This is a genomic window from Azospirillum argentinense (genome assembly GCF_000632475.1).
In the GTDB taxonomy this organism is placed as follows: Bacteria; Pseudomonadota; Alphaproteobacteria; order Azospirillales; family Azospirillaceae; genus Azospirillum; species Azospirillum baldaniorum.
This window is the reverse complement of the sequence record NZ_CP007797.1, coordinates 195,024-215,164: the sequence shown is the minus strand read 5'-3', so window position 1 is coordinate 215,164 and position 20,141 is coordinate 195,024. Positions and strand designations below refer to the sequence as shown.

Annotated in this window: 17 protein-coding genes, 2 tRNA genes and 1 riboswitch; of the genes, 5 read left to right on the top strand and 14 right to left on the bottom strand. The window is 68.3% G+C overall.

Translation table 11 applies throughout. The annotated features are described in order from the left end of the window. Positions 1-209: 209 nt before the first annotated feature. The 3 genes from phbB to ABAZ39_RS30255 form a co-directional block, all read right to left on the bottom strand. On the bottom strand, positions 210-932 hold the full coding sequence (gene phbB / locus ABAZ39_RS30265; RefSeq protein ID WP_040138004.1) for an acetoacetyl-CoA reductase: 723 nt from the start codon (positions 930-932) through the stop codon (positions 210-212). Between the two features lie 98 nt (positions 933-1,030). After that, positions 1,031-2,206, bottom strand: a complete 1,176-nt coding sequence (locus ABAZ39_RS30260) for an acetyl-CoA C-acetyltransferase (protein ID WP_040138003.1) — start codon at positions 2,204-2,206, stop codon at positions 1,031-1,033. A gap of 112 nt (positions 2,207-2,318) precedes the next feature. Next, positions 2,319-3,566 (bottom strand): alpha/beta fold hydrolase, encoded by a 1,248-nt coding sequence (locus ABAZ39_RS30255; RefSeq protein WP_040138001.1) that lies wholly within the window; start codon positions 3,564-3,566, stop codon positions 2,319-2,321. Positions 3,567-4,051: 485 nt separating this feature from the next. Here ABAZ39_RS30255 and phaR point away from each other — a divergent pair, with 485 nt between their 5' ends. Continuing rightward, positions 4,052-4,717 (top strand): polyhydroxyalkanoate synthesis repressor PhaR, encoded by a 666-nt coding sequence (gene phaR / locus ABAZ39_RS30250; RefSeq protein ID WP_040137999.1) that lies wholly within the window; start codon positions 4,052-4,054, stop codon positions 4,715-4,717. A gap of 148 nt (positions 4,718-4,865) precedes the next feature. Further along, complete coding sequence (locus ABAZ39_RS30245; RefSeq protein WP_040137997.1) at positions 4,866-5,090, top strand: hypothetical protein; 225 nt, start codon at positions 4,866-4,868, stop codon at positions 5,088-5,090. An 83-nt stretch (positions 5,091-5,173) separates the two neighbouring features. Here the strand turns inward: ABAZ39_RS30245 and ABAZ39_RS30240 are convergent, their stop codons facing one another. Next, positions 5,174-6,325 carry a glutathionylspermidine synthase family protein gene (locus ABAZ39_RS30240; RefSeq protein WP_081863446.1) on the bottom strand — a complete coding sequence of 384 codons (1,152 nt, stop codon included), beginning with the start codon at positions 6,323-6,325 and terminating at the stop codon, positions 5,174-5,176. A 207-nt stretch (positions 6,326-6,532) separates the two neighbouring features. Then, the gene (locus ABAZ39_RS36375) at positions 6,533-8,461 is read right to left on the bottom strand and encodes a glycosyltransferase family protein (protein ID WP_040137995.1); all 1,929 of its coding nucleotides are present in this window, start codon (positions 8,459-8,461) and stop codon (positions 6,533-6,535) included. A 144-nt stretch (positions 8,462-8,605) separates the two neighbouring features. Continuing rightward, positions 8,606-8,844: riboswitch (cobalamin riboswitch) on the top strand. 175 nt (positions 8,845-9,019) lie between these two features. Between ABAZ39_RS36375 and ABAZ39_RS30230 the strand changes: the two genes are divergently transcribed. Continuing rightward, entirely contained in the window at positions 9,020-9,700 is a 681-nt protein-coding gene (locus tag ABAZ39_RS30230; RefSeq protein WP_040137994.1) for an energy-coupling factor ABC transporter permease, read from the top strand. Positions 9,701-9,782: 82 nt separating this feature from the next. Here ABAZ39_RS30230 and ABAZ39_RS30225 read toward each other — a convergent pair whose 3' ends face one another. The 9 genes from ABAZ39_RS30225 to ABAZ39_RS30185 form a co-directional block, all read right to left on the bottom strand. After that, complete coding sequence (locus ABAZ39_RS30225) at positions 9,783-10,550, bottom strand: superoxide dismutase (protein ID WP_040137992.1); 768 nt, start codon at positions 10,548-10,550, stop codon at positions 9,783-9,785. Between the two features lie 127 nt (positions 10,551-10,677). Continuing rightward, positions 10,678-11,052: a hypothetical protein gene (locus ABAZ39_RS33575; protein WP_051658752.1), complete on the bottom strand. Its 375-nt coding sequence runs from the start codon at positions 11,050-11,052 to the stop codon at positions 10,678-10,680. Positions 11,053-11,168: 116 nt separating this feature from the next. Further along, positions 11,169-11,915, bottom strand: a complete 747-nt coding sequence (locus ABAZ39_RS35220; protein WP_081863444.1) for a helix-turn-helix transcriptional regulator — start codon at positions 11,913-11,915, stop codon at positions 11,169-11,171. Beyond that, positions 11,912-13,048 (bottom strand): MFS transporter, encoded by a 1,137-nt coding sequence (locus ABAZ39_RS30210; RefSeq protein WP_160174883.1) that lies wholly within the window; start codon positions 13,046-13,048, stop codon positions 11,912-11,914. Before ABAZ39_RS30210 ends, ABAZ39_RS35220 begins: the two co-directional genes overlap by 4 nt. 260 nt (positions 13,049-13,308) lie before the next feature. Beyond that, positions 13,309-13,809 (bottom strand): hypothetical protein, encoded by a 501-nt coding sequence (locus tag ABAZ39_RS30205; RefSeq protein ID WP_146041815.1) that lies wholly within the window; start codon positions 13,807-13,809, stop codon positions 13,309-13,311. 22 nt (positions 13,810-13,831) lie between these two features. After that, positions 13,832-15,289, bottom strand: a complete 1,458-nt coding sequence (locus ABAZ39_RS30200; protein ID WP_144243674.1) for a hypothetical protein — start codon at positions 15,287-15,289, stop codon at positions 13,832-13,834. A 188-nt stretch (positions 15,290-15,477) separates the two neighbouring features. Beyond that, positions 15,478-15,553: transfer RNA gene (locus tag ABAZ39_RS30195), tRNA-Ala, on the bottom strand. Between the two features lie 30 nt (positions 15,554-15,583). After that, positions 15,584-15,670: transfer RNA gene (locus ABAZ39_RS30190), tRNA-Leu, on the bottom strand. 148 nt (positions 15,671-15,818) lie between these two features. Beyond that, the gene (locus tag ABAZ39_RS30185) at positions 15,819-18,173 is read right to left on the bottom strand and encodes a mechanosensitive ion channel domain-containing protein (RefSeq protein ID WP_051658750.1); all 2,355 of its coding nucleotides are present in this window, start codon (positions 18,171-18,173) and stop codon (positions 15,819-15,821) included. 311 nt (positions 18,174-18,484) lie between these two features. Between ABAZ39_RS30185 and gap the strand changes: the two genes are divergently transcribed. Together gap and ABAZ39_RS30175 are read left to right on the top strand one after the other, a co-directional pair. After that, positions 18,485-19,492: a type I glyceraldehyde-3-phosphate dehydrogenase gene (gene gap, locus ABAZ39_RS30180; RefSeq protein WP_040137987.1), complete on the top strand. Its 1,008-nt coding sequence runs from the start codon at positions 18,485-18,487 to the stop codon at positions 19,490-19,492. A gap of 199 nt (positions 19,493-19,691) precedes the next feature. Continuing rightward, a complete protein-coding gene (locus ABAZ39_RS30175) occupies positions 19,692-20,063 on the top strand; it encodes a hypothetical protein (RefSeq protein WP_040137985.1) in 372 nt (123 codons plus the stop codon). Positions 20,064-20,141: the final 78 nt, after the last annotated feature.

Genomic DNA, 20,141 nt, shown 5'->3' with positions numbered 1-20,141 from the left:
TGCGGATGTCCTGGCACAACCGCTGAAACCCCCGCCCCCCGCGCGGGGGTTTCGCTTTTTCGGCCTTCCACGCCGCGCGCCATGCCCTCGGCGATCCGTCTTCTTGACCGCCCCAAGAAAAACCCCTCCCCCGCGGGTGCGGGAGAGGGGTGAAGGCGTCGTGTCGCTTCAAACAGGCCCGAGGGCCTGGGAGTCAATGCACCGGACGGTCAGTACATGTGCTGGCCGCCGTTGATCGACAGGGTCGAGCCGGTGATGAAGCCGGCGTCGTCGCCGACCAGGAACAGCACGCCGCGGGCGATCTCCTCGGCCTTGCCGAGACGGCCGACCGGGATGCGGGCGACGATCTTCTCCAGCACGTTGGGCGGCACCGCGCGCACCATGTCGGTGTCGATGTAGCCCGGCGCGATGGCGTTGACGGTGACGCCCTTGGCCGCACCCTCCTGGGCCAGCGCCTTGGTGAAGCCGTGGATGCCCGACTTGGCGGCGGCGTAGTTCACCTGACCGTACTGGCCGGCCTGGCCGTTCACCGAGCCGATGTTGACGATGCGGCCGAAGCCTCGCTCGCGCATGCCGTCGATGACGTTGCGGCAGAGGTTGAAGCAGGAGGTGAGGTTCGTCGCGATGACGTCGTTCCACTGCTGCGGGGTCATGCGGTGGATCACGCCGTCGCGGGTGATGCCCGCGTTGTTCACCACCACGTCCACCGGCCCGAGTTCGGCGGTGATCTTCGCGATGCCATCCTTCACGGCGTCGAAGTCCGACACATCGAACTTGTAGACCGCGATGCCCGTGCGGGCGGAGAATTCCTTCGCCTTCTCATCGTTGCCGGCGTAGTTGGCGGCGACGACATAGCCGGCGTCCTTCAACGCGACGGAGATGGCTTCGCCGATACCGCGCGTTCCGCCCGTGACGACTGCAACTCGAGCCATTGGCTCCTCCCCCAAAGCTTGGTGTTGGATTCTTTATCGGTTTCTGTAGGCACACATACGAAACGGGCCGCACCCCGGAGGGAACGGCCCGCTTTTCATCAGCCCCGCTCGACGGTGAGGGCGATGCCCATGCCACCGCCGATGCACAAGGTGGCGAGGCCCTTCTTGGCGTCGCGCTTCTGCATCTCATAGAGCAGGGTGGTCAGGACGCGGGCGCCGGACGCGCCGACCGGGTGGCCGAGCGCGATGGCGCCGCCGTTGACGTTGACCTTGGAGGTGTCCCAGCCAAGGTCCTTGTTGACGGCCAGGGCCTGCGCGGCGAAGGCCTCGTTCGCCTCGATCAGGTCCAGGTCCTCATGCTTCCAGCCGGCCTTCTCCAGCGCGAGGCGGGAGGCCGGGATCGGGCCGGTGCCCATGATCGCCGGATCGACGCCGGCGGTCGCCCAGGAGACGATGCGGGCCAGCGGGGTCAGGCCGCGGCGGGCGGCGTTCTCGGCGGTCATCAGGACCAGCGCGGCGGCGCCGTCGTTGATGCCCGACGCGTTGCCCGCGGTCACCGTGCCCTCCTTGGAGAAGGCCGGGCGCAGCTTGGCCAGCGATTCCGCGGTGGTGCCGTGCTTCGGATACTCGTCGTCGGCGACGATGATGTCGCCCTTGCGGCCCTTGATGGTGACCGGGATGATCTCGTCCTTGAAGCGGCCCGACTTCTGGGCGGCCTCGGCCTTCTGCTGCGAGGCGGCGGCGAAGACGTCCTGCTCCTCGCGGGTCAGCTGCCACTTCTGGGCGACGTTCTCGGCCGTCGTGCCCATGTGGTAGCCCTTGAAGGCGTCCATCAGGCCGTCCTTCAGCATGGTGTCGAGCATCTCGGCGGCGCCCATCTTCACGCCGTTGCGCAGATGCATGACGTGCGGGGCCTGGCTCATGCTCTCCTGGCCGCCGACGACCATGACCTCGGCGTCGCCGTTGCGGATCGCCTGATAGCCGAGCGCCACCGAGCGCAGGCCCGAGCCGCAGAGCTGGTTGATGCCGAAGGCGGTGGCGGAGGCCGGGATGCCGGCATTGACGGCGGCCTGGCGGGCCGGGTTCTGGCCCTGACCGGCGGTCAGGATCTGGCCCAGGATGACCTCGGTCACCTCCGCGGCGTCGGTCTTGGCGCGGCTGAGCGCTTCGCGGATGGCGATCTCACCCAGGTAATGGGCCGGCACGCTGCTGAGCGCCCCGTTGAAGCTTCCGATGGGAGTACGCGCTGCGCTGGCGATCACAACCTCGGTCATGTTGACGCTCCTCAGATTTTGTCAGTTTTATTATCGTGTCAGTGGGCCGCACGGAGTGGGAAAAACCTTATGCGCGGATTTCCCACAATGCAAGACACCTGACTGGCTGCGGTTATCCTGCCGCACTAAGCCATTCGGCCAGGGGCCGCCAAACGCCTGTTTCGGCACCGGCGCTGACCACCATGCCAATATGACCGAGCGGCGGCCTGATCATTTGCGCGCTGTCGATTGATCTTGCCAAGGCCACCGCGGAGGACGGCGGAACGATGCGGTCGCGCTCCGGGATCAGCGCCAGGACCGGCATGCGCAACCGCGCCGGCTCCACCGGCTGGCCGGCGACCAGCCACTCGCCGCGCGCCGTGTCGTTGCGCCCGTACCAGCCGGCCAGCGTGTCGCGCGCCACCCCGGCGACCAGCGGCACCCCGTCGTTCAGCCAGTCCTCCAGCGACACGAAGGCGAGCGCGGCGCGGCTGTCCGGCTCCATGCGGGCGAACTGCGAGAACTTCTTCAGCGCCAGCAGCGGGTCGAGTTGGGCGAACAGCCCCTGGAGAACGTCCACCGGCAGTTCCCCCCAGGCGTCGAGCAGCGGGCCGAAGGGCTGGAAAAAGCTCGCGGCGCGGCGGGCCATGCCCGCGTCCTCGGCGTGGAAGTCCCAGGGCGTGGCGAGCAGGCCGAGCGCCGCAACCTCCTTGGGGCGGCGCTGCGCCAGCGCGGTGGCGAGCAGCCCGCCCATGCAGTAGCCGACCACCGGAACCGGCCGGCTCACCACCTCCACCACCGCGGCGAGCGCGCGCTCCAGCCGCCCGGCGATGTAGTCGGTCAGGCTGTAGCGCCGCTCCAGCGGGCCGGGCGTGCCCCAGTCGATCAGGAAGGGGCGCAGCCCCTGCGCGGCCAGCCAGCGCATCAGGCTTTTGCGCGCCGACAGGTCGAGGATGTAATGGCGGTTGACCAGCGACGGCACGAACAGCACCGGCGCGCCGGTCGCCGGGCCGAGGGCACCGTAGTCGAGCAGGCGGGAGGCCCCTTCCGTCCACAGCACGGGCGGGTCGGGAAGGTCGCGCCGGTAGGGGTGGTGGCGGTAGCGCTCGATCCCCGTCAAGGCGAGGTTGAGTTGGCGGCGGACCTCCCGGTCAACCGCCTGGGCGAACGCGTCCGCGTCGGTTGCGGCGATCCGCCGGCGCAGGTCCTCCGCCCGCTCCCGCAGATGCGGCTTCCACGGCAGCGAGCCGTTCCTCAAGTGCGGCAATGCGGCGGAGGAACTGAGCAGTGTCGCCGCCACCGTCGCCAGATGCAGCGCCAGGGGCCGCGGCCCCAGCCGTGCGGTGGGGTGCGGGGGGATCGTGGCGTTGTCCCCGGTCACGCGGCTCTCCCTCGCAGGACGGGTGAGATGGGGCCGGCTGGGATGAGGCCGGCATCGGATTCCAGCCGGTGCCCGGCGGGCTGGTGTAGGCGAAACCGCCGGGCCCCAGGACGAAGGGCGCCATCGCCGCAGCACCCTGCGCCATCATCTGGAACAGGCGGGCGGCGGCATCGGCCATCTCGGGATCGGCGGCGCAGGCCGCCCATTGTTCCTGCCACAGGTCGAGGTACCGTTGCGCGAGCGTTTCCAGGGACGGGGTGTCGGATTCGGACGATTCGGCCATGGCCGGGAGTATATGAGGGAGGCGGTGCCCTTGACCAGAGCCGCGAAGGACCGATCGAAAATGCCGCAAATCCCGAATTATCGGGGCGGCGCCCATCTGGGGTCGCAGCGCTGCGGCACAGCACTGGACAGGGTGCATTCCTTCGAGTAGTCCTTATATCTGGAACATTCTCGCCGCACGACCCTTCTTGAAAGAAACAGCGATGGCCGACAAGGAAGACCAGAAGTCCGCGACGATCACGATCAAGAAGTACGCCAACCGGCGGCTCTACAACACGGCGACCAGCAGCTACGTGACGCTCGACCATCTCTGTCAGATGGTCAAGGACGGGCTCGACTTTGTGGTCTATGACGCGAAGACCGGGGAGGACATTACCCGCTCGGTGCTGACGCAGATCATCGTGGAGGAGGAGAGCAAGGGCCAGAACCTGCTGCCGATCAGCTTCCTGCGCCAGCTCATCGGCTTCTACGGCGACAACATGCAGTGGATGGTGCCGCGCTACCTCGAATATTCGATGCAGTCCTTCTCGCGCAACCAGGAGCAGATGCGCGACTATTTCCAGAACACGCTGGGCGGGATGTTCCCCTTCGGCCGGCTGGAAGAGGTCGGCAAGCAGAACATGGCGATGTTCGAACGGGCCATGCGCATGTTCTCGCCCTTCGGCGGCGCCGAGGACGGGCAGCCCGGCGAGCAGCCCGCCGCCCCGCCCCGCCCGGCGGCCCCCGGCCCGTCCGCCGTTCCGCCCAACGGCGCGGCCGCGGCGGCCAGCCACACCTATGAAGAGCTTCAGAAGCAGATCGACGACCTGCAGAAGCAGATCGCCAGCATCGCCAAGCCGGCCCGCCCGGCAAAGCCCGAAGGGAAGTGAGCGGCGGCGCCGCCAATCGCATCGACGGCCATCGCGTTCACGGCGTTGCAGCGCAGGGCGGGGAAAGTTCCCCGCCCTTTTCTGTTTTTTCGGCACCAGTGGCCCGCCCGGCTGTTTGTCCAACGGAACGGTCCAGAGGAGGAACGCCATGAAGACCGAGCTGCAGATGTCGATGGAACTGGAGGTTGCGGACGCCCAGGACGCCCAACGGTTCGAAGAAAAGCTGCGCGGCTGGCTGCGCCACCAGAGTCAGGTGGTGTCGGTTTCGGCCAACCACAGCGGCGTCGGCAACGACGTCGCGTGGCGGGACGCCCGCCGGGCGGCGTTCGGCTCGCCGTTGCCCAATCCCTTTGCGCCGGGCCGCGGCCGCTGAGGACTGCCGGTTGATCGCTGCCGAAGCGCCCGCCCTGCGCCTCGTTGGAACAGGGCGGGCTCCTTCCACCCCGTGAACGGGCATCAGCCGCGGAAGATGTGCGGCACCATCGCCGCGTCGGAGCCGACCCGCGGGTCCGCCGATTCACGAACCGACATGCCCAGGCACTTGTCCCCGATGATCCAGCAGTGCAGGAGCGCGTGGACGCCCTCCTCCTCGAAGATCGGCGGGGTTTCCAGCCAGACCCGCCCTCCCGGATACTCGGCGCTGCCGGTGTCCGAAATGGTGCGTCCGTGCGCCGTCATGCGCTGGGCCGCGTCGTCGAGCCCGAACAGGCTGCGCTCGGTCACCGCATCGCAGCCGGCCAGCTCCTCGGGGTCGAGCGCGGCGCGGCACAGGTTCGGGTGGCGCGGGTAGAGCGACCACAGCGTCGCCAGCAGCCCGTGGTTCGACATCGGCCAGCACCACAGCGGCGACAGCATGCTCATGCCGCCCATCCGCAGCTTCTGCAGGAAGGCGTCGTCGGCCAGCCCCTGCCAGGGGTAGATCTTGGCCAGCCAGGAGGCCGCCCGCCCCTCGTCGTCGACGAAGCGCTGGCCGTCCCAGCCCAGGCTCTGCAGCGGCAGCAGATGCGTGGCGATCCCGGCCTCCGCCGCGGTGGCGGCCAGATAGACCAGCTCGCTCTCGCGCATCGGGTCGGGGGTGGCGCAAGCGAGATGGACGAGGCCGCGGCCCGGCATGCCCGCCGCCAGCTCCTCCCAGCGCTCCACCAGCCCCTCGTGCAGGCCGTTGAACTGGTTGGCGTCGCCCATCAGGGCCTCGCGCCAGTTGCGCTGGATGATTGAGGCGGCGAACAGCCCCTCCGGCGTGTCGTAGTTGCAGGCCAGCAGCTTGACCGAATCGCGCCCGTCATAGGCCAGCGTCAGCCGCCCGATCAGCGCGCCGGCCCGTTCGTTCAGCCGCCCCGCGGCCCAATAGTCGTTCCAGGAGGCCTCCAGCAGCCGCCCCACGCCGCCACGGACCCCCAGCCGGGCCAGCGCCCGCCCATCCACCGTCGCGCGCAGCGCCTCGCGCAGCATGGTGTGCAACTCGTCGGCGACGCTTTCGATCAGGTCGATCTGATGGGCGGAGAACTCGTACCGCACATCCTCGCGCCAGAAGGCGCCGGCGCTCATGGCACGGACGCCGTAGGGGTATTTGCGGAGCCCCGGACGCCAATCCGCACGGGGTTTCATGACTGCTCTGCGCATCGTGTGCTTACCGGGCCGCCGGATTCAATCCATGGTTTTGCCCCGCTGCGGCGCGCCGCTTGCGGCCGTCCGGGATTCGGTGGGGGCGGATCATTGCGGCGCAAACGCGCCAACACAAGCGCCTTGCGCGCCTGCCCCTCCGTTTTTCCACGCTTCCCCTCGCGGATCCCACAGGGCGGGTGGGGACGCCCGTCACCAAGCGCGGTCGGCAAGCCAGGCCGCGATGGCGCTCTCCATCGCCTCGGCGGTCGGATCGCCGTGCTCCGGCCCGGTTCCGACCATGGGAAGCCGGGCCGCCACGGCGATGTCCTCCGCCGGCGCGCCGGTTCCGACGAACAGGTCGCAGCGCCGCAGCAGGGCGCACAGCCCGTCGAAACCCAGCCGCCCCACCGCGTTCAGGCAGGCGCTTCCGGTTTCCCCGGCGATGCGCGCCGCGGCCCCCCGGGCGGCCTCATCGCCGACCAGGATCAGGGCGGTGTCGCCCCGCACGGCAAGCCGGCGGCACAGCTCCGACAGGCTGCCGGTGCCGACGGACGCGGAGAGGCCGACCGCGCAACGCCAGCGCGCCGGAACGCCCTCGGCCAGAAGCGCGGCGGCGGCGCGCTCGCCGGCGGGGGAGGTCCAGACCTCCGTGGCGGGGTCCGGCTCCCCGGTGGTCAGCGCCCCCAGCAGCCCGGCGGGAGTCGCCGCGACGTGGGTCAGGAAGGCGTCGGCGTAATAGCCGCGCACCGGCCGACCGACCCTGCAACCAAGGCGGAGCGGCGCCCCTGTATCCTGCATCAGGCGGTTGGCGAAGCTGGCATCCTCGCCCCGGTGGGGATTGATCGTGAGGTCGAAGGCGCCGCTGAACTGCTGGCCGATCTCCTGGCGCACGGCGGTCACCAGCGCGTCGTCGGGCGCTCGCCCCTTCAGCGGTGGGAGGGTGACGCGCTGGTTGACGTAGGGGCAGAGGGCAAACGCCGCCTCCGCGTCCGGCGTCGCGAAAACGGTGATCCGGGCCAGCGGCAAGGCCCGCCGCAGCTCCCGCAGGACGCCGGACGCCCCCAGCACGCCCCCCACCCCGTCCGGCAGGAACACGCCGACGCTGCGGATCAGGTCGGTCGGGAAGGGCGGCGGTTCACCGGGGACGAGCGTGCGGCGGCGAACGGCGGGTCCGGAGTTCCGCAGCAGCGCCACCGCCGGGGCGGTCGAGGCGCCCCGCGCCGGCGGCACGAAGCCCCAGGTTCCCTCGGCATCCGGGCGCGCCAGCGGCTCCACCATGGCATGCTCAGCCCGCGAGACGGTCGCCGCGTCGGTCACCCAGGGGAAGAAATCGCGCAGCGGGAGGGTGCCGTTGCCGACCGCTCGGCCCGCCGCCTGCAGGGCGTCCCACCGACCGACCGCGCCGTCGTAGCCGTAATAGATTTCCTTGAACGCGACCTGCTCCCGCGTCGCGTAGGCGAAATGCTGGAAAACCAGCCCGCCCGCCGCCGTCTCCTCGTGCAGGAAGGGGTTGGCCGCGCCGAGTTCGAGGTCCGACCCGTCGGGCTGCGGGCGCATCAGCCGGGGCGGAACGTGCGAGTGCCAGAAATCCCCCGGCCGGTACCGCCAGGTGCGTAACCATTCGTAGGCGCGGTAATTGCCGTACTGGTCCAGCCGGTCGAGGACCAGGGACGGGCCGACGAAGAAGTGGCAGAGGTAGAGAGCCGCCGTGCGCGACGGCGAATCGAGGAACATCCGGCGCGCCCGGGTGATCTGCTCCGCCGTCCACAGCTCGTCCGCATCGATCTGCCAGAGCAGGCAGTCCTCCGTCATGGCGGCCAGCGGCGCGGTCACCATTTCCACCTTGCCTTGCCAGAACATGCCGGGCGGCTTGCGGTAGACCGACACGCGCCCGGGCTCCTCCGCGGCGATGCGGTCGAGATACTGCGACGTCCCGTCGCTGCTGCGGCCGTCGCGGTGAAGATCCTGCGGAACGCGCCCACCCCGCTGCGCGCACCAGGAGGAGTCGCGGACCTGCTCCGCCACCCCTTCCACGACGTGCCAATGCCAGGGGAAGGGCAGTTGGCGGAACACCTCCAAGTGGTAACGAATGAAGGGATCGCCGTTCAGCACGATGGTCAGGAAATGAACCGGTAGCATGCCCGCAACCCCGTCCTTCGCCCGTTGATCCGGCCTCGCGCAGTCCGCCGGACCTTGTCGGTTCCGTGGGAGCGGTGTCAAGGAAGCCGTGCGACTCCCCCGATGGGTCGCCATCCCCCTCTTGACGGCGGGGGACCCCGCCCCTACCCTGGCGCCGGTTATGGTTCCCCGCGCCCTCCGGTCGCGGGGCTAAGAGGGAAGCCGGTGCGCCGCCCCGCAGGGGGAGAAACGGTCAATCCGGCGCTGCCCCCGCAACTGTGAGCGGTGAGCGGCCTCGTCCTTTCCGTGTCACTGGCGCCGCCTGCGGGAACGGGCGCCGGGAAGGCCGGACGATGCCGCCTTGACCCGCAAGCCAGGAGACCTGCCGTAACCGAACGTACGTCCTCGGGCGGGGTGCCCCGGTGGTCGCTTGCCGATGTCCGGTCCGACGGCCGCCCGTCTTCCGCAAGCCGTCCCTCCGGTGCGCCCATCCAAGGGGACCAAGGGGGTTGCGATGCCGGTGCCTGCCAGCAACGACGCCCCTCCCAACGCATGGCAGACTCGGAAAGGGCATAGAGCATGCACATCGAACCCGGCGTCGTGGACGGCGCCAAGATCGCTCTCAGCTACGCGACGGCCGCCGGCGGCTTCGCGATGGCCGGCAAGCTGGCGCGCGACGACGTCCGCAACAACGGCGGGGTCGCGCCGCTGGTGCTGCGCAGCCTGATCGCCACCGCGCTGGTCTTCAGCTTCTTCGAGGTGTTCCCGCACCACCCCGTGGGCGTGTCGGAGGTTCACCTGATCCTCGGTTCGACGCTGCTCCTGCTGTTCGGCGCCGGTGCGGCCTCCATCGGCCTCGCCGCCGGCCTGCTGATCCAGGGCCTGTTCTTCGCGCCGTTCGACCTGCCGCAGTACGGCATGAACGTCACCACGCTGCTGGTCCCGCTGTGGGGCATCAGCCTGCTGGCGAAGCGGATCGTTCCCGACGCCACCCCCTATGTCGACCTGAAGTACTCGCAGGCGCTGGCCCTTTCCACCGCCTACCAGGGCGGCATCGTCGCCTGGGTGGCCTTCTGGGCCTTCTACGGCCACGGCTTCACCGCCGAGACCATGACGGAAGTCGCCTCCTTCGGCGCCGCCTACATGACCGTCATCATCGTCGAGCCGCTGGCCGACCTCGCCGTGCTGGCCGTCGCCAAGGCGCTGCGCCGCCAGAGCCAGGGCCCGCTGTTCAACATCCGCCTGCACCAGGGCGCCTGACCGGCGCCTCGGACCGGATGGTTCGCAGGAAGGGCGGCGGGGATGACCCGCCGCCCTTTTCCGTTTCAGGTCAGCGGACCGGTCAGATCACCAGCTCGCCCTTGCGGATCGCCGCGTAGCGGCGGTTCACCGCGCCCCAGTCGACGACGTTCCACCAAGCCGCCAGATAGTCGGCGCGGCGGTTCTGGTACTTCAGGTAATAGGCGTGCTCCCATACATCGTTGCCCATCAGCACGGGCACGCCCTCCATGGCCGGCGAATCCTGGTTCGGGCGGGCGGCGATGGCAAGCTTGCCCGACGACGGGTCGGCGGTGACGAAGACCCAACCGCTGCCGAACTGCCCGGCGCCCGCCGTGTTGAACCGCGCCTTGAAATCGTCGAAGCCGCCGAAGTCGCGCGTGATGGCAGCCCCCACCTCACCGTCCGGGGCGCCGCCGGCGTTCGGTCCCATGATGCTCCAGAACATGCTGTGGTTCGCGTGACCGCCGCCGTTGTTGCGCACCGCGGTGCGGATGCTTTCCGGCAGTTCCGGCACACGCTTCAGCAGGTCGGCCAGCGGCATCGCCTGAAGGTTGCCGTGGTTGGCGAGCGCCTTGTTGAGGTTGTCGACGTAAGCCTGATGGTGCTTGTCGTGATGCACGCTCATGGTCGTCGCGTCGATGTGCGGCTCCAGCGCGGCGGGCGCGTAGGGCAGCGGCGGCAGCGTGAATCCCTTGCCGCCCGGAGTTTGGCCAGCCGGAGTTTGGCCCCCTGTTGTTTGGGCCAGGACGAAGCGCGGCGCCACGGCCAGCACCAGCGCGGCGGCTCCGGCGGAGAGCAGCAATTGGCGGCGATCCAGGCGAACGGACATGAGACCTCCCATTGTGTGTTTCGTGCCGAACAGCGGGGAAGCGACAGCCTCAGTGCGCCCCGCGCCTCACTCAACAGGGCAATGGGCGTACTCACTCGGTACCGGCGTACGGAGCGCCGCCCGTTTCCTACAAGCGGGCCTTTCCAGCCGGCCCGGCGGACGCCGAGCGGGCCATTCCCATCGCCACGCTCCGCCAGCGCCCCAGATGGAATCGGGAGGGTGCGGCCGCCGGCTTCCGGATCGGAGTCACCGGAGCCGTCCCCGCCGCCTCATGGATGTTGCGGGCGCGGCGCTCCCGCAGAAGCAGGCGCATCACCTCCTCCTCCGTGACGGGGCGCCCGGCCCTGGCCGAGGCGAGGCTGGCGGTGTCCTGGAGCGCGGCGACCTGCGCCAGCGTGCCGGTCAGCCCCTTGGTCGCGGCGGTGTCCAGCGCTTCGCGATGAATGGCGAGGATGAACGGCTTCAGCCCGCGGTCGGGCGTTCCGTGCGGCGGTGTCGGCATGGCGGACGGGCTCCGGGGATTCGTTCGATTGGGTAAGCCATCATCCAACCGATAACGCCGCCGCGGCAAAGGCCCCTATGGATTAGCCCTGCCGGTTGCCGAACCGGCGGCGCGCGTCACAGCGTGATCAGGCCGTAGGCCAGCGCGGTGGAAACCGCCTGGATGGTGGTGGCCGCGTTGAGTTTGCGTCGGGCGGATTCGATCTGCTTCTCCACCGTCTTCACATGCGTGCCGAGCCGGTGGGCGATCTGCTGCGGGCGCAGGCCGACGGCCAACCACAGCAAGCACTCGCGCTCGCGGGGGGCCAGCGGGAGGGCGTCGCGCACACACCCTTCGCGCAGGCGGACGTCGAAGGCGTGGACGATGCCGGAAATCGCCCGGCTGTTCTCCCACCAGATTCGGTCGAACCCGGCCCAGGACAGGTGCGCCGCGCACAGGCCAAGCGCGCTGACTCCCAACCCGTTGTTGAAGCGCATGGGAAGCGTGACGCCCGTGGTCATACCGAAGGCCCAATCGATGTCGAGCGAGCGTTTGCCCGCCGGGCTGATCCCGTCCAAGCGGGAGGTGTCGCTCCACAGCAGGGGGGCGGTTTCCACCCTGGCCGCCCGCACGAACTCGTCGCACCAGTACAGCCCGCCGGACATCTTGGCGTCCATGTAGGCGCCGCCGAAGCTGGTCAGCATGATGTCGTGCGTGCGCCCGGTGTCGGCGAACGCTTCGGCGCCGTACACCAGGGCGGTGACGCCGAAGCCCGCCAGATGGCGGTGCAGCCGCGCCCACAGATCGTCCACGTCGGCCGCCTGCTGGAAGTCCTCGGCAGCCTCCCCCAGCACACGGCCGGGCATGTCGTGAGCGGGGGTCATGGCCGGCTTCCCATGCGGCGGAAACTCCAGAGCATCGTGCTCAGGTAAACGAGGAACAGCAGAAAGCTGCTTTCCATCAGCCCTTGCGGAGGGTGCCAGTCCATGGCCATGCCGTGCAGAAGCGGCCCGACCAGCGCACCGAAGGCGTACAACGTGCCGAAGGCGACGTTGGCGGTGGCGAGGTCGACGCCCCGGAAGCGGTCGGCCAGCATGGCCAGCGCCACGGTGTACAGGCTGCCGGCCGCGCCACCCCAGACGAGCATGGCGGCCATCAGCGCTTGCGGCACGTCCAGCGTGGCCGGCAGGATCAGGGGGACCGCCAGCCCGGCGACCCCGCAGGCGGCCAGCACCCCGGGCTTGCCGACGCGATCGGCGAGCGCACCGACCGGGATCGGGAACAGCAGCGCGCCGATCAGGAAGGCGCTGACCGTCCCCGCCGCCCAGTCCTCCGACAGGCCGGCCGTCACCGCGTAGACCGGCATCAGCGTGTAGGGGACCGATTCGAACAGCCCGAAGATCAGCGCCGTCATCACGGCGACGGAAGCGCTCAGCTTGGCCAGCGAAATCCGGGGCGCCCCGGTGATCCGCGGCGGCGCGGCCTTCGCAACGGTCAGCATGACCAGCGCGACGCCGACCAGCGCCTGGATCAGCAGGATCGTCGGCCAGCCCTCGGTTCCCGTGAGCGGGACGAGAGCCGCTCCCACGGCGGCCCCGGCGCAGAACGCGCTGGCGTAAAGACCGACGTTGAACCCCCGCCGGTCGTCCGGCGAGGCGGCGCTGATCCAGTACTCGGTCAGGCGGAACACCATGCCCAGGCTGCCGCCGAACAGGAAGCGCAGCGCCATCCACACATCCTGGTCGGCCGACAGCACGAAGCCGAGCGGGGAGAGCATGGCGACCACCAGCAAGGCTCTCAACACCGCTCCCGGGTCGAAGCGGCGCAAAAGTGTCGGCATCAACGGCGTCGTCAGCAGCCATGCCAAGGCCGGCATGGCGGCGTTCAGCCCGATTGCGGTGGCCGAGGCGCCCATCCGGTGGAGCGAAAGATCGACGTAGGCGTAGGAGGCCCCGGCCGCGGCGGCGGCGGCGGCAACGGTGGCCGATAGAACGGTCATCTTCAGATGGGCGGTCACAGTCCCCGGTGCCCCCTGCGTCATGGTGCGGTGGCGTGTTCCTGCCCGAAGGCTCCGGCTCCAAGGGAACCAGAGCCGTCGGCATGGCGCCAAAGCTGTAGATTATGCACAAAAACGCATTGGAGGTAGGGGTATGCGTTCGAACCATGCGGGAAAGGCATGGTCGGCGGTCGAACTTCGCCATTTCAGATGCCGCGGCGCGCGACGTCCGCCGAAGCCGCTTTCCGGCGATATCATGGCGGATGACGTAAAAGGTGACGTCAGAAGTTGTTGAGGAAGTTCACCACATCCACCAGACGGGCGCCGTACTGGTTCAGCGCCCCGGAGGCCGTCGCCCAGCCACCCGACTGGAACTCGCCGCAGTTGTTTGCCAGGCGCCCTCCGGGGTACACGCTGACCTGCCAGCAGCCACGGTTGCATTGGAGCACGACGAGGCCATGTTCGCCGTTGCTGAAGCGGACGTCGTGCTTCACCGGGTCGGTTGACTTGCCATCGCTGCATTTCCCGCCGTGATGGCTCGGCAAGGCGGTGGCGACGGTGGCGCCGCGCACCCGGCTGCTGTCCATGCCCTCCGCCATGGCCTTGCCCATGCCGACGCCGACATCCCCCAGCAGGCTGTTCGGCGCGGCCTTGCCGTCACGAAGATGCCGGGCCTGCGCCTGATCCTTCGCGCTTTCGGCCTTCTCCTCCAGAAGGATGCCCCCCGCCCAGGCAGGGACGATCCACATCACTCCGCACAACACAGCCGCAAAGACGCGCATCGTCCCCTCCATTGATCGCCCGTTACCTCAGACTGTCGATGTCGAGGGAGAAGGATGTTTTCGTCAGCGTCGTGCTGACGCCGGCGTCCTTGGGATCGACGCCCGCCAGCTTGCCCAGCAGGCTGAGGCTGGCCGAATGGAAACGGCCCGACGTCAGGACGCAGTCGTAGGTGATCGTGTCGCGGACCTTGAAACCATTGGCCGCATTCAGCGTGTAGGTGGCGGTCTTCCGGATCGGGTCGCCGGCTTCGGCGATCAGGTGAGGCTCGTATGTGCGGTTCAGGGTGTAGGAAAGGGTCAGCGTCACGGCGCGCGACGGGACGGCGCGTTTCGGCGAAATCTCGATCGTCTTTCCGATGTCCTTGCAGGCGCCGGTCGTGGACGTCATCAGGGATTTGTCCGACACCTCGCGCTGCGGGGATTCGCTGGAATTCACCACCCGGACGTTGAAATGGTCGGTGACGACGGCCTTGCGCACCGCATCCAGATCCGGGCTTTTCGGATGGCTGTCGATGAATTGCAGGAGGGCGTCCGGCGTCTCCGCCGCACGGGCCGCTTTGAGGTCATCCCGCCACGAGGAGAGTTTGTTCGAATTGTTGGTGACCTGGAACGTCGCGCCCTTGCCGCCGATGCTGTACTGGATGTCGTATGTCGTTCCCCCGTCGCTGAACACCGCGGTCCCTGCCGAGCTGCCGCGAATCGTCTCGATTTTCTTCAGGCTTCCAGTCTTCGCGAAATATTTGAGCGCCCCGTCCGGGTAGGAAAAATTGTGGTAGCTTACCGTTTTGTTGAATTCATTGGTGAGACCAAACAGCAAATGATATTTGCTGGCGACGTGCTCCTCGTAGGTCGATGTCCCGTAGATGTCTTTTCCATCGTAATACAGCGTGGTCACGTACGGAATGGTTGGGAGTTTGATTTCCGTCTTTCTGGTCGGGGAATCACCGGATGACGACTCCGCCTGAGCCTTTTGGCGCCTTTCCTCCTCAAGATCGACAAAGTTGATCTTGAGAAATTTTTCCTTGAATGTGTAGTTGTAATTGAAAACCGAACCGGCCGTCCTGAACCGGCCGGACCCTTCGTTCATCAAATGCTCGACCTTCTCCCACCCCTCCGAACCCGCCGCGAGGCTGACGCACTCGTTCGTATCCTTGCATCTTTTTTCCGGAGCGCGGTGCCGGCCGCTGGTTCCTTTCGTGACATTGTAAAAGTCATAAGCCACAAGATACGGAACAATGCTTGAGTTGTCCGACACTTCGCCGATGATATAAATGTCGCTTCCTTTTGTGAAAAGGTAAGCGCCGCCAGACCGGTCGACGAACTTGTTGGTGAAGGTGAATTTCGCTTTATCGGCCGTGGCTTTTTCGTTCGCCGAATCCTTGGCGCCGCCACCCGACCGCGACGCAGCGCCATGCGCGGTACACCCCAGAAGGAGGCCGGCGCACGCCGCTGTTGCGGTCAGCATAGGGAACAATTTCATCAAGCCTTCTCCTGGATGAATGCCCCGGTCCAATTGGGGGATCTTCAACCTGGAGCTTTAGCAAGGCCTTCAAACAATCGGCAATTGGGGTATTTTCCCCACCTACCCGCCCCCCATCGCCTGGGGCTGGGAACGAGAGCCGTGAAATGGGAAAAGCCAGCAACCCGTCAAGGTTGCTGGCTTCATGATGGTGGAGCCAAGGAGGATCGAACTCCTGACCTCTACAATGCCATTGTAGCGCTCTCCCAGCTGAGCTATGGCCCCACTATAGTCTCAGACCAACACAAGAAGTGTTGGTGCGCTTGGAGGGACTCGAACCCCCACGGCCTTTCAGCCACTAGGACCTGAACCTAGCGCGTCTACCAATTCCGCCACAAGCGCTTTGTCTACTCTTGCACCCCGCATCTCTTGGGGTGACGCGGGAGCGCTGATATAGCCGTGCGGCCGGCGGGGCTCAAGCGAAATCGACATGGCCCCGTCACTTTTTTGCAAGACCGCGGGAGGGGGCGCCAAGCCCCCCGCCACTCCCCTACTCCGCCGCCCCGGCATGGCGCATCCGCCCAGCGTTGGCGGGGCCCGCCTCGCCCCCCATCCCGGCCAGCATCTCCGCCGCGCCGCGGGCGATGTGCAGCGTGCGCTGCGGCAGCGGGAAGTCGATTCCCAGCTCGATGAAGCGCGCCTTCATGCGGCCGTTGAACTCCCGCCCGACGTTCCATTGCTGGATGGGCAGCGTCTTGATGCGCGCCTTGATGACCGCCGCGGACTCCTGGAAGGAATCGACGCCCAGAACCTCCAGCGGCTCCAGGATCAGCGGTGCGAAGCGCGGGTCCTTGCGCAGTTCGTCGCCGATGCCGTGCAGCACGGACACCACTCGGTCGGCGTTCTCGTGATAGGGAATCGCCACGTCGAACACGTAGTAGCTGAAGTCCTTCGTCATGTTCGACACGCTGGTGACCGCGCTGAAGGGGATGGTGTGCACCGTCCCGTCGAAGTCGCGCAGGCGGATGGTGCGGATGTTCATCCCCTCCACCAGACCGCCCTTGCCGCCGACATTGACCACGTCACCGACCGAGATGGTGTCCTCGAACAGGATGAACAGGCCGGTGATGACGTCCTTGACCAGCGTCTGCGCGCCGAAGCCGACGGCAAGGCCGACCACGCCGGCACCGGCCAGCAGCGGCCCGATGTTCAGCCCCAGCTCCGACAGGGTAATCAGCGTGACCAGCGTCAGCAGGACCACCAGCAGGGCGCTGCGCAGCAGCGGCAACAGGGTGCGCACCCGCGCGCTGCGCTGGATGGCCCGCCCGTTGCGGTCCGTCGTCGCCAGATGGCGCTCGATCAGCCCGTTGGTCACCTCCCACACGGCGAGCGCGATGGCGCCGACCAGCAGGAGCGACAGGCCCGACGCCACGATGCGCAGGCCGATGGCCGTTTGCAGCCAGCCCCAGACGTCCAGCCCCCAGGCGCTCAGAACCACCAGCCCGCCCAGCACGGCCACCGCCGCGTGCAGAAGCCGCGCCATTGGAGCGACGTAGCGGCGCAGCCGCCCCGCCGCCCAGGCCGAGTGTCCCCGACGGCGGTCCATGCGCTCCAGAATCGCCGCAGCGGCGCGGGTGATCCCCCGCCCGATCAGCCGCGCGACCCCGGCGACCACCAGCGTCACCGCCGTCGCCTGGACCACGAACAGCAGCCCGCCGCTGATCTCCAGCGCCCAGATGCCGAACAGGACGATGATGTAGAGGATGGCGATGGCATGCCAGACATCGGCCACGCGACGGCCGGCGGCGCGCAGCATCCGCCCCGCCCCGGCGGCGCGCCGTCCGGGCGGAACCGGCGACACCACGTCGGACAGCGGCTGTGCCGCCGCGATCCCGCCGCGCAGGCGCGCGGCCACCGCCTCCCGGCTTTGCAGCACCAGCACCGCCAGCATGACGGCGACGACCAGACCGACCAGGGTCACAAGCGCGCTGTAGCTCTGCGCTGGCAGGCCGAGCCGCCGAGCCGCCTCGGCCAGGAACATGCCGTAGAGCGTGGTGATGGCGATGGTCCGGCACCAGCGCAGCAACCGCAGGGCCGAGCCGTCGCTCATCGGGATCAGCCGCAGGTTGGGCGAGGCGGGCGCCAGCAGCGCCCGGACCACCAGAAGCACGATCTGCACGAAGATGCTGGCGTTGAGGAAGGTGACGCCGAGAACCCGCACCACCGGCGGCGGGTCGAACAGCGCCAGCACGCCGAAGCCGGCGGCGGCGAAGGCCACGATGGGCGCCAGATCGAACAGCGACCGCACCAGCAGCAGCGGCACCTTGGCGAGTGTGGAATGGATGGGCCGCGCCGCCAGCATCGCCCGCGGACGCCGCAGCGTGCGGATGGCGATCAGCCGGGCGCCCTGCCCAACCACCACCACCAACACCAGTTCGGCGGCCAGCCAGCCCCAGGCGGCGCGCTGCGCCGGGTCGGAGACCTGCCGCTCCAGCCAATGCAGCCCCTGCGGCGCGTTCAGCAGGGCGTCGCCGGCCAGCGCGGCCTCCTGCCCCAGCCCATCGAGCCGGTTCGACAGCAGGCTGAGCAGACGGGTGCCGATCCCGTCCGGCTCCGCCGGTGCTGTGGCGGCCTCCGCCTGCTCCAGGGCGCGGAGCTGGCCGAGCAGGGCGGCGCGGCGCTCCGGGTCCTCCAGCGTCTGGCGCAGGCGGGCGATCTCCTCCGGATCGGGCGCCGCCTCGGCCTGGGCCGGCGGGGCGGGCGTCGGGATCTGCGCCGACGCCGGGGTCGCGATTCCCCCCAGCGCGGCGGTCAGCAGGAGAAGGAGGGCGAGAAGGCCGCGCAAGGCGCGGAAGGCGCGGAAGCGGGCGGCGGAAAGCCGTGGGGCACGGTCGTCGGAAGTCATCGTCCTCTGGCGGTTCCGGTTGTCGGGAAAGACCTTTGGAGCGGTCCGGTTCACGGGTCCAACCCAGGCCAACAGCGCCGGGAGCGGTTTGTCTTGCAACGCAGCAAGCGCGACATTTTGTCCGGAGGACCGGCCACTCCGCCCTCCGCTCTTGCATGCTAATCTAATATACTAGTATATATCTGGGCGAAGACCGGAAGCGCCCATGCCCTGCCGCGGCGGGCCGCCCGATCCGGTGCCCCTTTCCCACCGGCCCTGGCCGGCGCCGCCCCCGATCCCATCCGGGGCCGCGAACACCAGCGGAGAACAGCATGTCCGTGAAGGTAGCGATCAACGGTTTTGGCCGCATCGGCCGTCTGGTTCTGCGGGCCATCTACGAGAGCGGCCGCAACGACGTGGAGGTCGTGGCGATCAACGACTTGGCCGACCTCAAGGCCAACGCCCACCTGCTGAAGTACGACAGCGTCCATGGCCGCTTCCCCGGCACCGTGGAGGTCAAGGACGGCGCCCTGATCGTCAACGGCCACTCGATCAAGGTCGTGCAGGAGCGTGACCCGGCCAAGCTGCCGTGGAAGGATCTGGGCATCCAGATCGCCATGGAATGCTCGGGCATCTTCACCAAGCACGCCGACGCCGCCAAGCATCTGGAAGCGGGTGCCGAGAAGGTGCTGATCTCCGCCCCGGCCACCGACGAGGACATCACGGTGGTCTACGGCGTCAACCACGACCAGCTCAAGGCCGAGCACCGCATCGTCTCGAACGCGTCGTGCACCACGAACTGCCTGGCCCCGGTGGCCTTCGTGCTGAACAAGCTGATCGGCATCGAGAAGGGCTTCATGACGACGATCCACTCCTACACGGGGGATCAGCGCATCGTCGACACCAACCACAAGGATCTGCACCGCGCCCGCGCCGCGGCGCTGAACATGATCCCGACCTCGACCGGGGCGGCCAAGGCGGTGGGCAAGGTGCTGCCCGAGCTGAAGGGCAAGCTGGACGGCACCGCCATGCGCGTGCCGACGCCCAACGTCTCGGTGGTCGACTTCAAGTTCACCGCCAAGCGCGCCACCTCGGTGGAGGAGATCACCAAGGCGATCGCCGAGGCCGCCAACGGCCCGCTCAAGGGCATCCTGGGCGCCTACACCGAGGAACTGGTCTCCACCGACTTCAACCACGACCCGCACAGCTCGATCTTCGCGCTGAACGAGACCAAGGTCATCGACGGCAACTTCGTCCGCATCATGACTTGGTATGACAACGAATGGGGCTTCTCCAACCGCATGAGCGACACCGCCGTCGCCATGGCCAACGCCAAGTAAGGGCGGAGCCGCATTGCCCCCACCCCGGCCCTCCCCCGCTTTGCAGGGGAGGGAGATTGTTGCGAAGCGGCGGCAGTCCCCTCCCCTGCGAAGCGGGGGAGGGTTAGGGAGGGGGCCATGCCGCTCCCGCCCCTCAAAAACTAAAATACCAGTTTTCAAAACCCCGCTTTTTGAAAACTCCCTCTGAAGGAGCCGCGGCATGCCCCGGACCTCCGACCCGCCGACCGCGCGCATCGCCGCCCTGGAGCGCGACGCCGACGCCCTGCGGCGGGCCTTCCTGACCACGCCGATCTTCGCCCTGGACGACCACGGCCTGCACGCGCGCTTCGAAGATTTCGGACGCACCGCCCTCGCCCTCTTCCGGGAAACCGCCCGATCGGCCGGTGGCGAACAGGCCGCCCAGCGCATCGAGGGCGCCTACCACCGCGTCCATGAGGCGCTGCAAGCCGTTGCCACGCTTGCGCTTTCCGACACGGAGCCGGGTTTCCCGGCGCACGGGAACGGCACCACCGAACCACCGCCGCAGGACGTGCGACAGAGTGTCATCCGACGGGGTACGCAGTTCTCCTGACTTGCCTCGCAGCGCTAATATACTAGTATCCACTCCATCGACGGCGCGATCCTCGGACAGGCCCGAAGGCCACCGGAC

Coding starts and splice junctions, on each gene's coding strand:
- ABAZ39_RS36375 (WP_040137995.1), bottom strand. CDS start 8,461: ATGCTACCGGTTCATTTCCTGACCATCGTGCTGAACGGCGATCCCTTC.
- ABAZ39_RS30175 (WP_040137985.1), top strand. CDS start 19,692: ATGCCCCGGACCTCCGACCCGCCGACCGCGCGCATCGCCGCCCTGGAG.
- ABAZ39_RS30245 (WP_040137997.1), top strand. CDS start 4,866: ATGAAGACCGAGCTGCAGATGTCGATGGAACTGGAGGTTGCGGACGCC.
- ABAZ39_RS30185 (WP_051658750.1), bottom strand. CDS start 18,173: ATGACTTCCGACGACCGTGCCCCACGGCTTTCCGCCGCCCGCTTCCGC.
- ABAZ39_RS33575 (WP_051658752.1), bottom strand. CDS start 11,052: ATGCCGACACCGCCGCACGGAACGCCCGACCGCGGGCTGAAGCCGTTC.
- ABAZ39_RS30230 (WP_040137994.1), top strand. CDS start 9,020: ATGCACATCGAACCCGGCGTCGTGGACGGCGCCAAGATCGCTCTCAGC.
- ABAZ39_RS30240 (WP_081863446.1), bottom strand. CDS start 6,325: ATGAAACCCCGTGCGGATTGGCGTCCGGGGCTCCGCAAATACCCCTAC.
- phaR (WP_040137999.1), top strand. CDS start 4,052: ATGGCCGACAAGGAAGACCAGAAGTCCGCGACGATCACGATCAAGAAG.
- ABAZ39_RS30200 (WP_144243674.1), bottom strand. CDS start 15,289: ATGAAATTGTTCCCTATGCTGACCGCAACAGCGGCGTGCGCCGGCCTC.
- ABAZ39_RS30225 (WP_040137992.1), bottom strand. CDS start 10,550: ATGTCCGTTCGCCTGGATCGCCGCCAATTGCTGCTCTCCGCCGGAGCC.
- ABAZ39_RS30260 (WP_040138003.1), bottom strand. CDS start 2,206: ATGACCGAGGTTGTGATCGCCAGCGCAGCGCGTACTCCCATCGGAAGC.
- ABAZ39_RS30205 (WP_146041815.1), bottom strand. CDS start 13,809: ATGCGCGTCTTTGCGGCTGTGTTGTGCGGAGTGATGTGGATCGTCCCT.
- ABAZ39_RS35220 (WP_081863444.1), bottom strand. CDS start 11,915: ATGACCCCCGCTCACGACATGCCCGGCCGTGTGCTGGGGGAGGCTGCC.
- gap (WP_040137987.1), top strand. CDS start 18,485: ATGTCCGTGAAGGTAGCGATCAACGGTTTTGGCCGCATCGGCCGTCTG.
- phbB (WP_040138004.1), bottom strand. CDS start 932: ATGGCTCGAGTTGCAGTCGTCACGGGCGGAACGCGCGGTATCGGCGAA.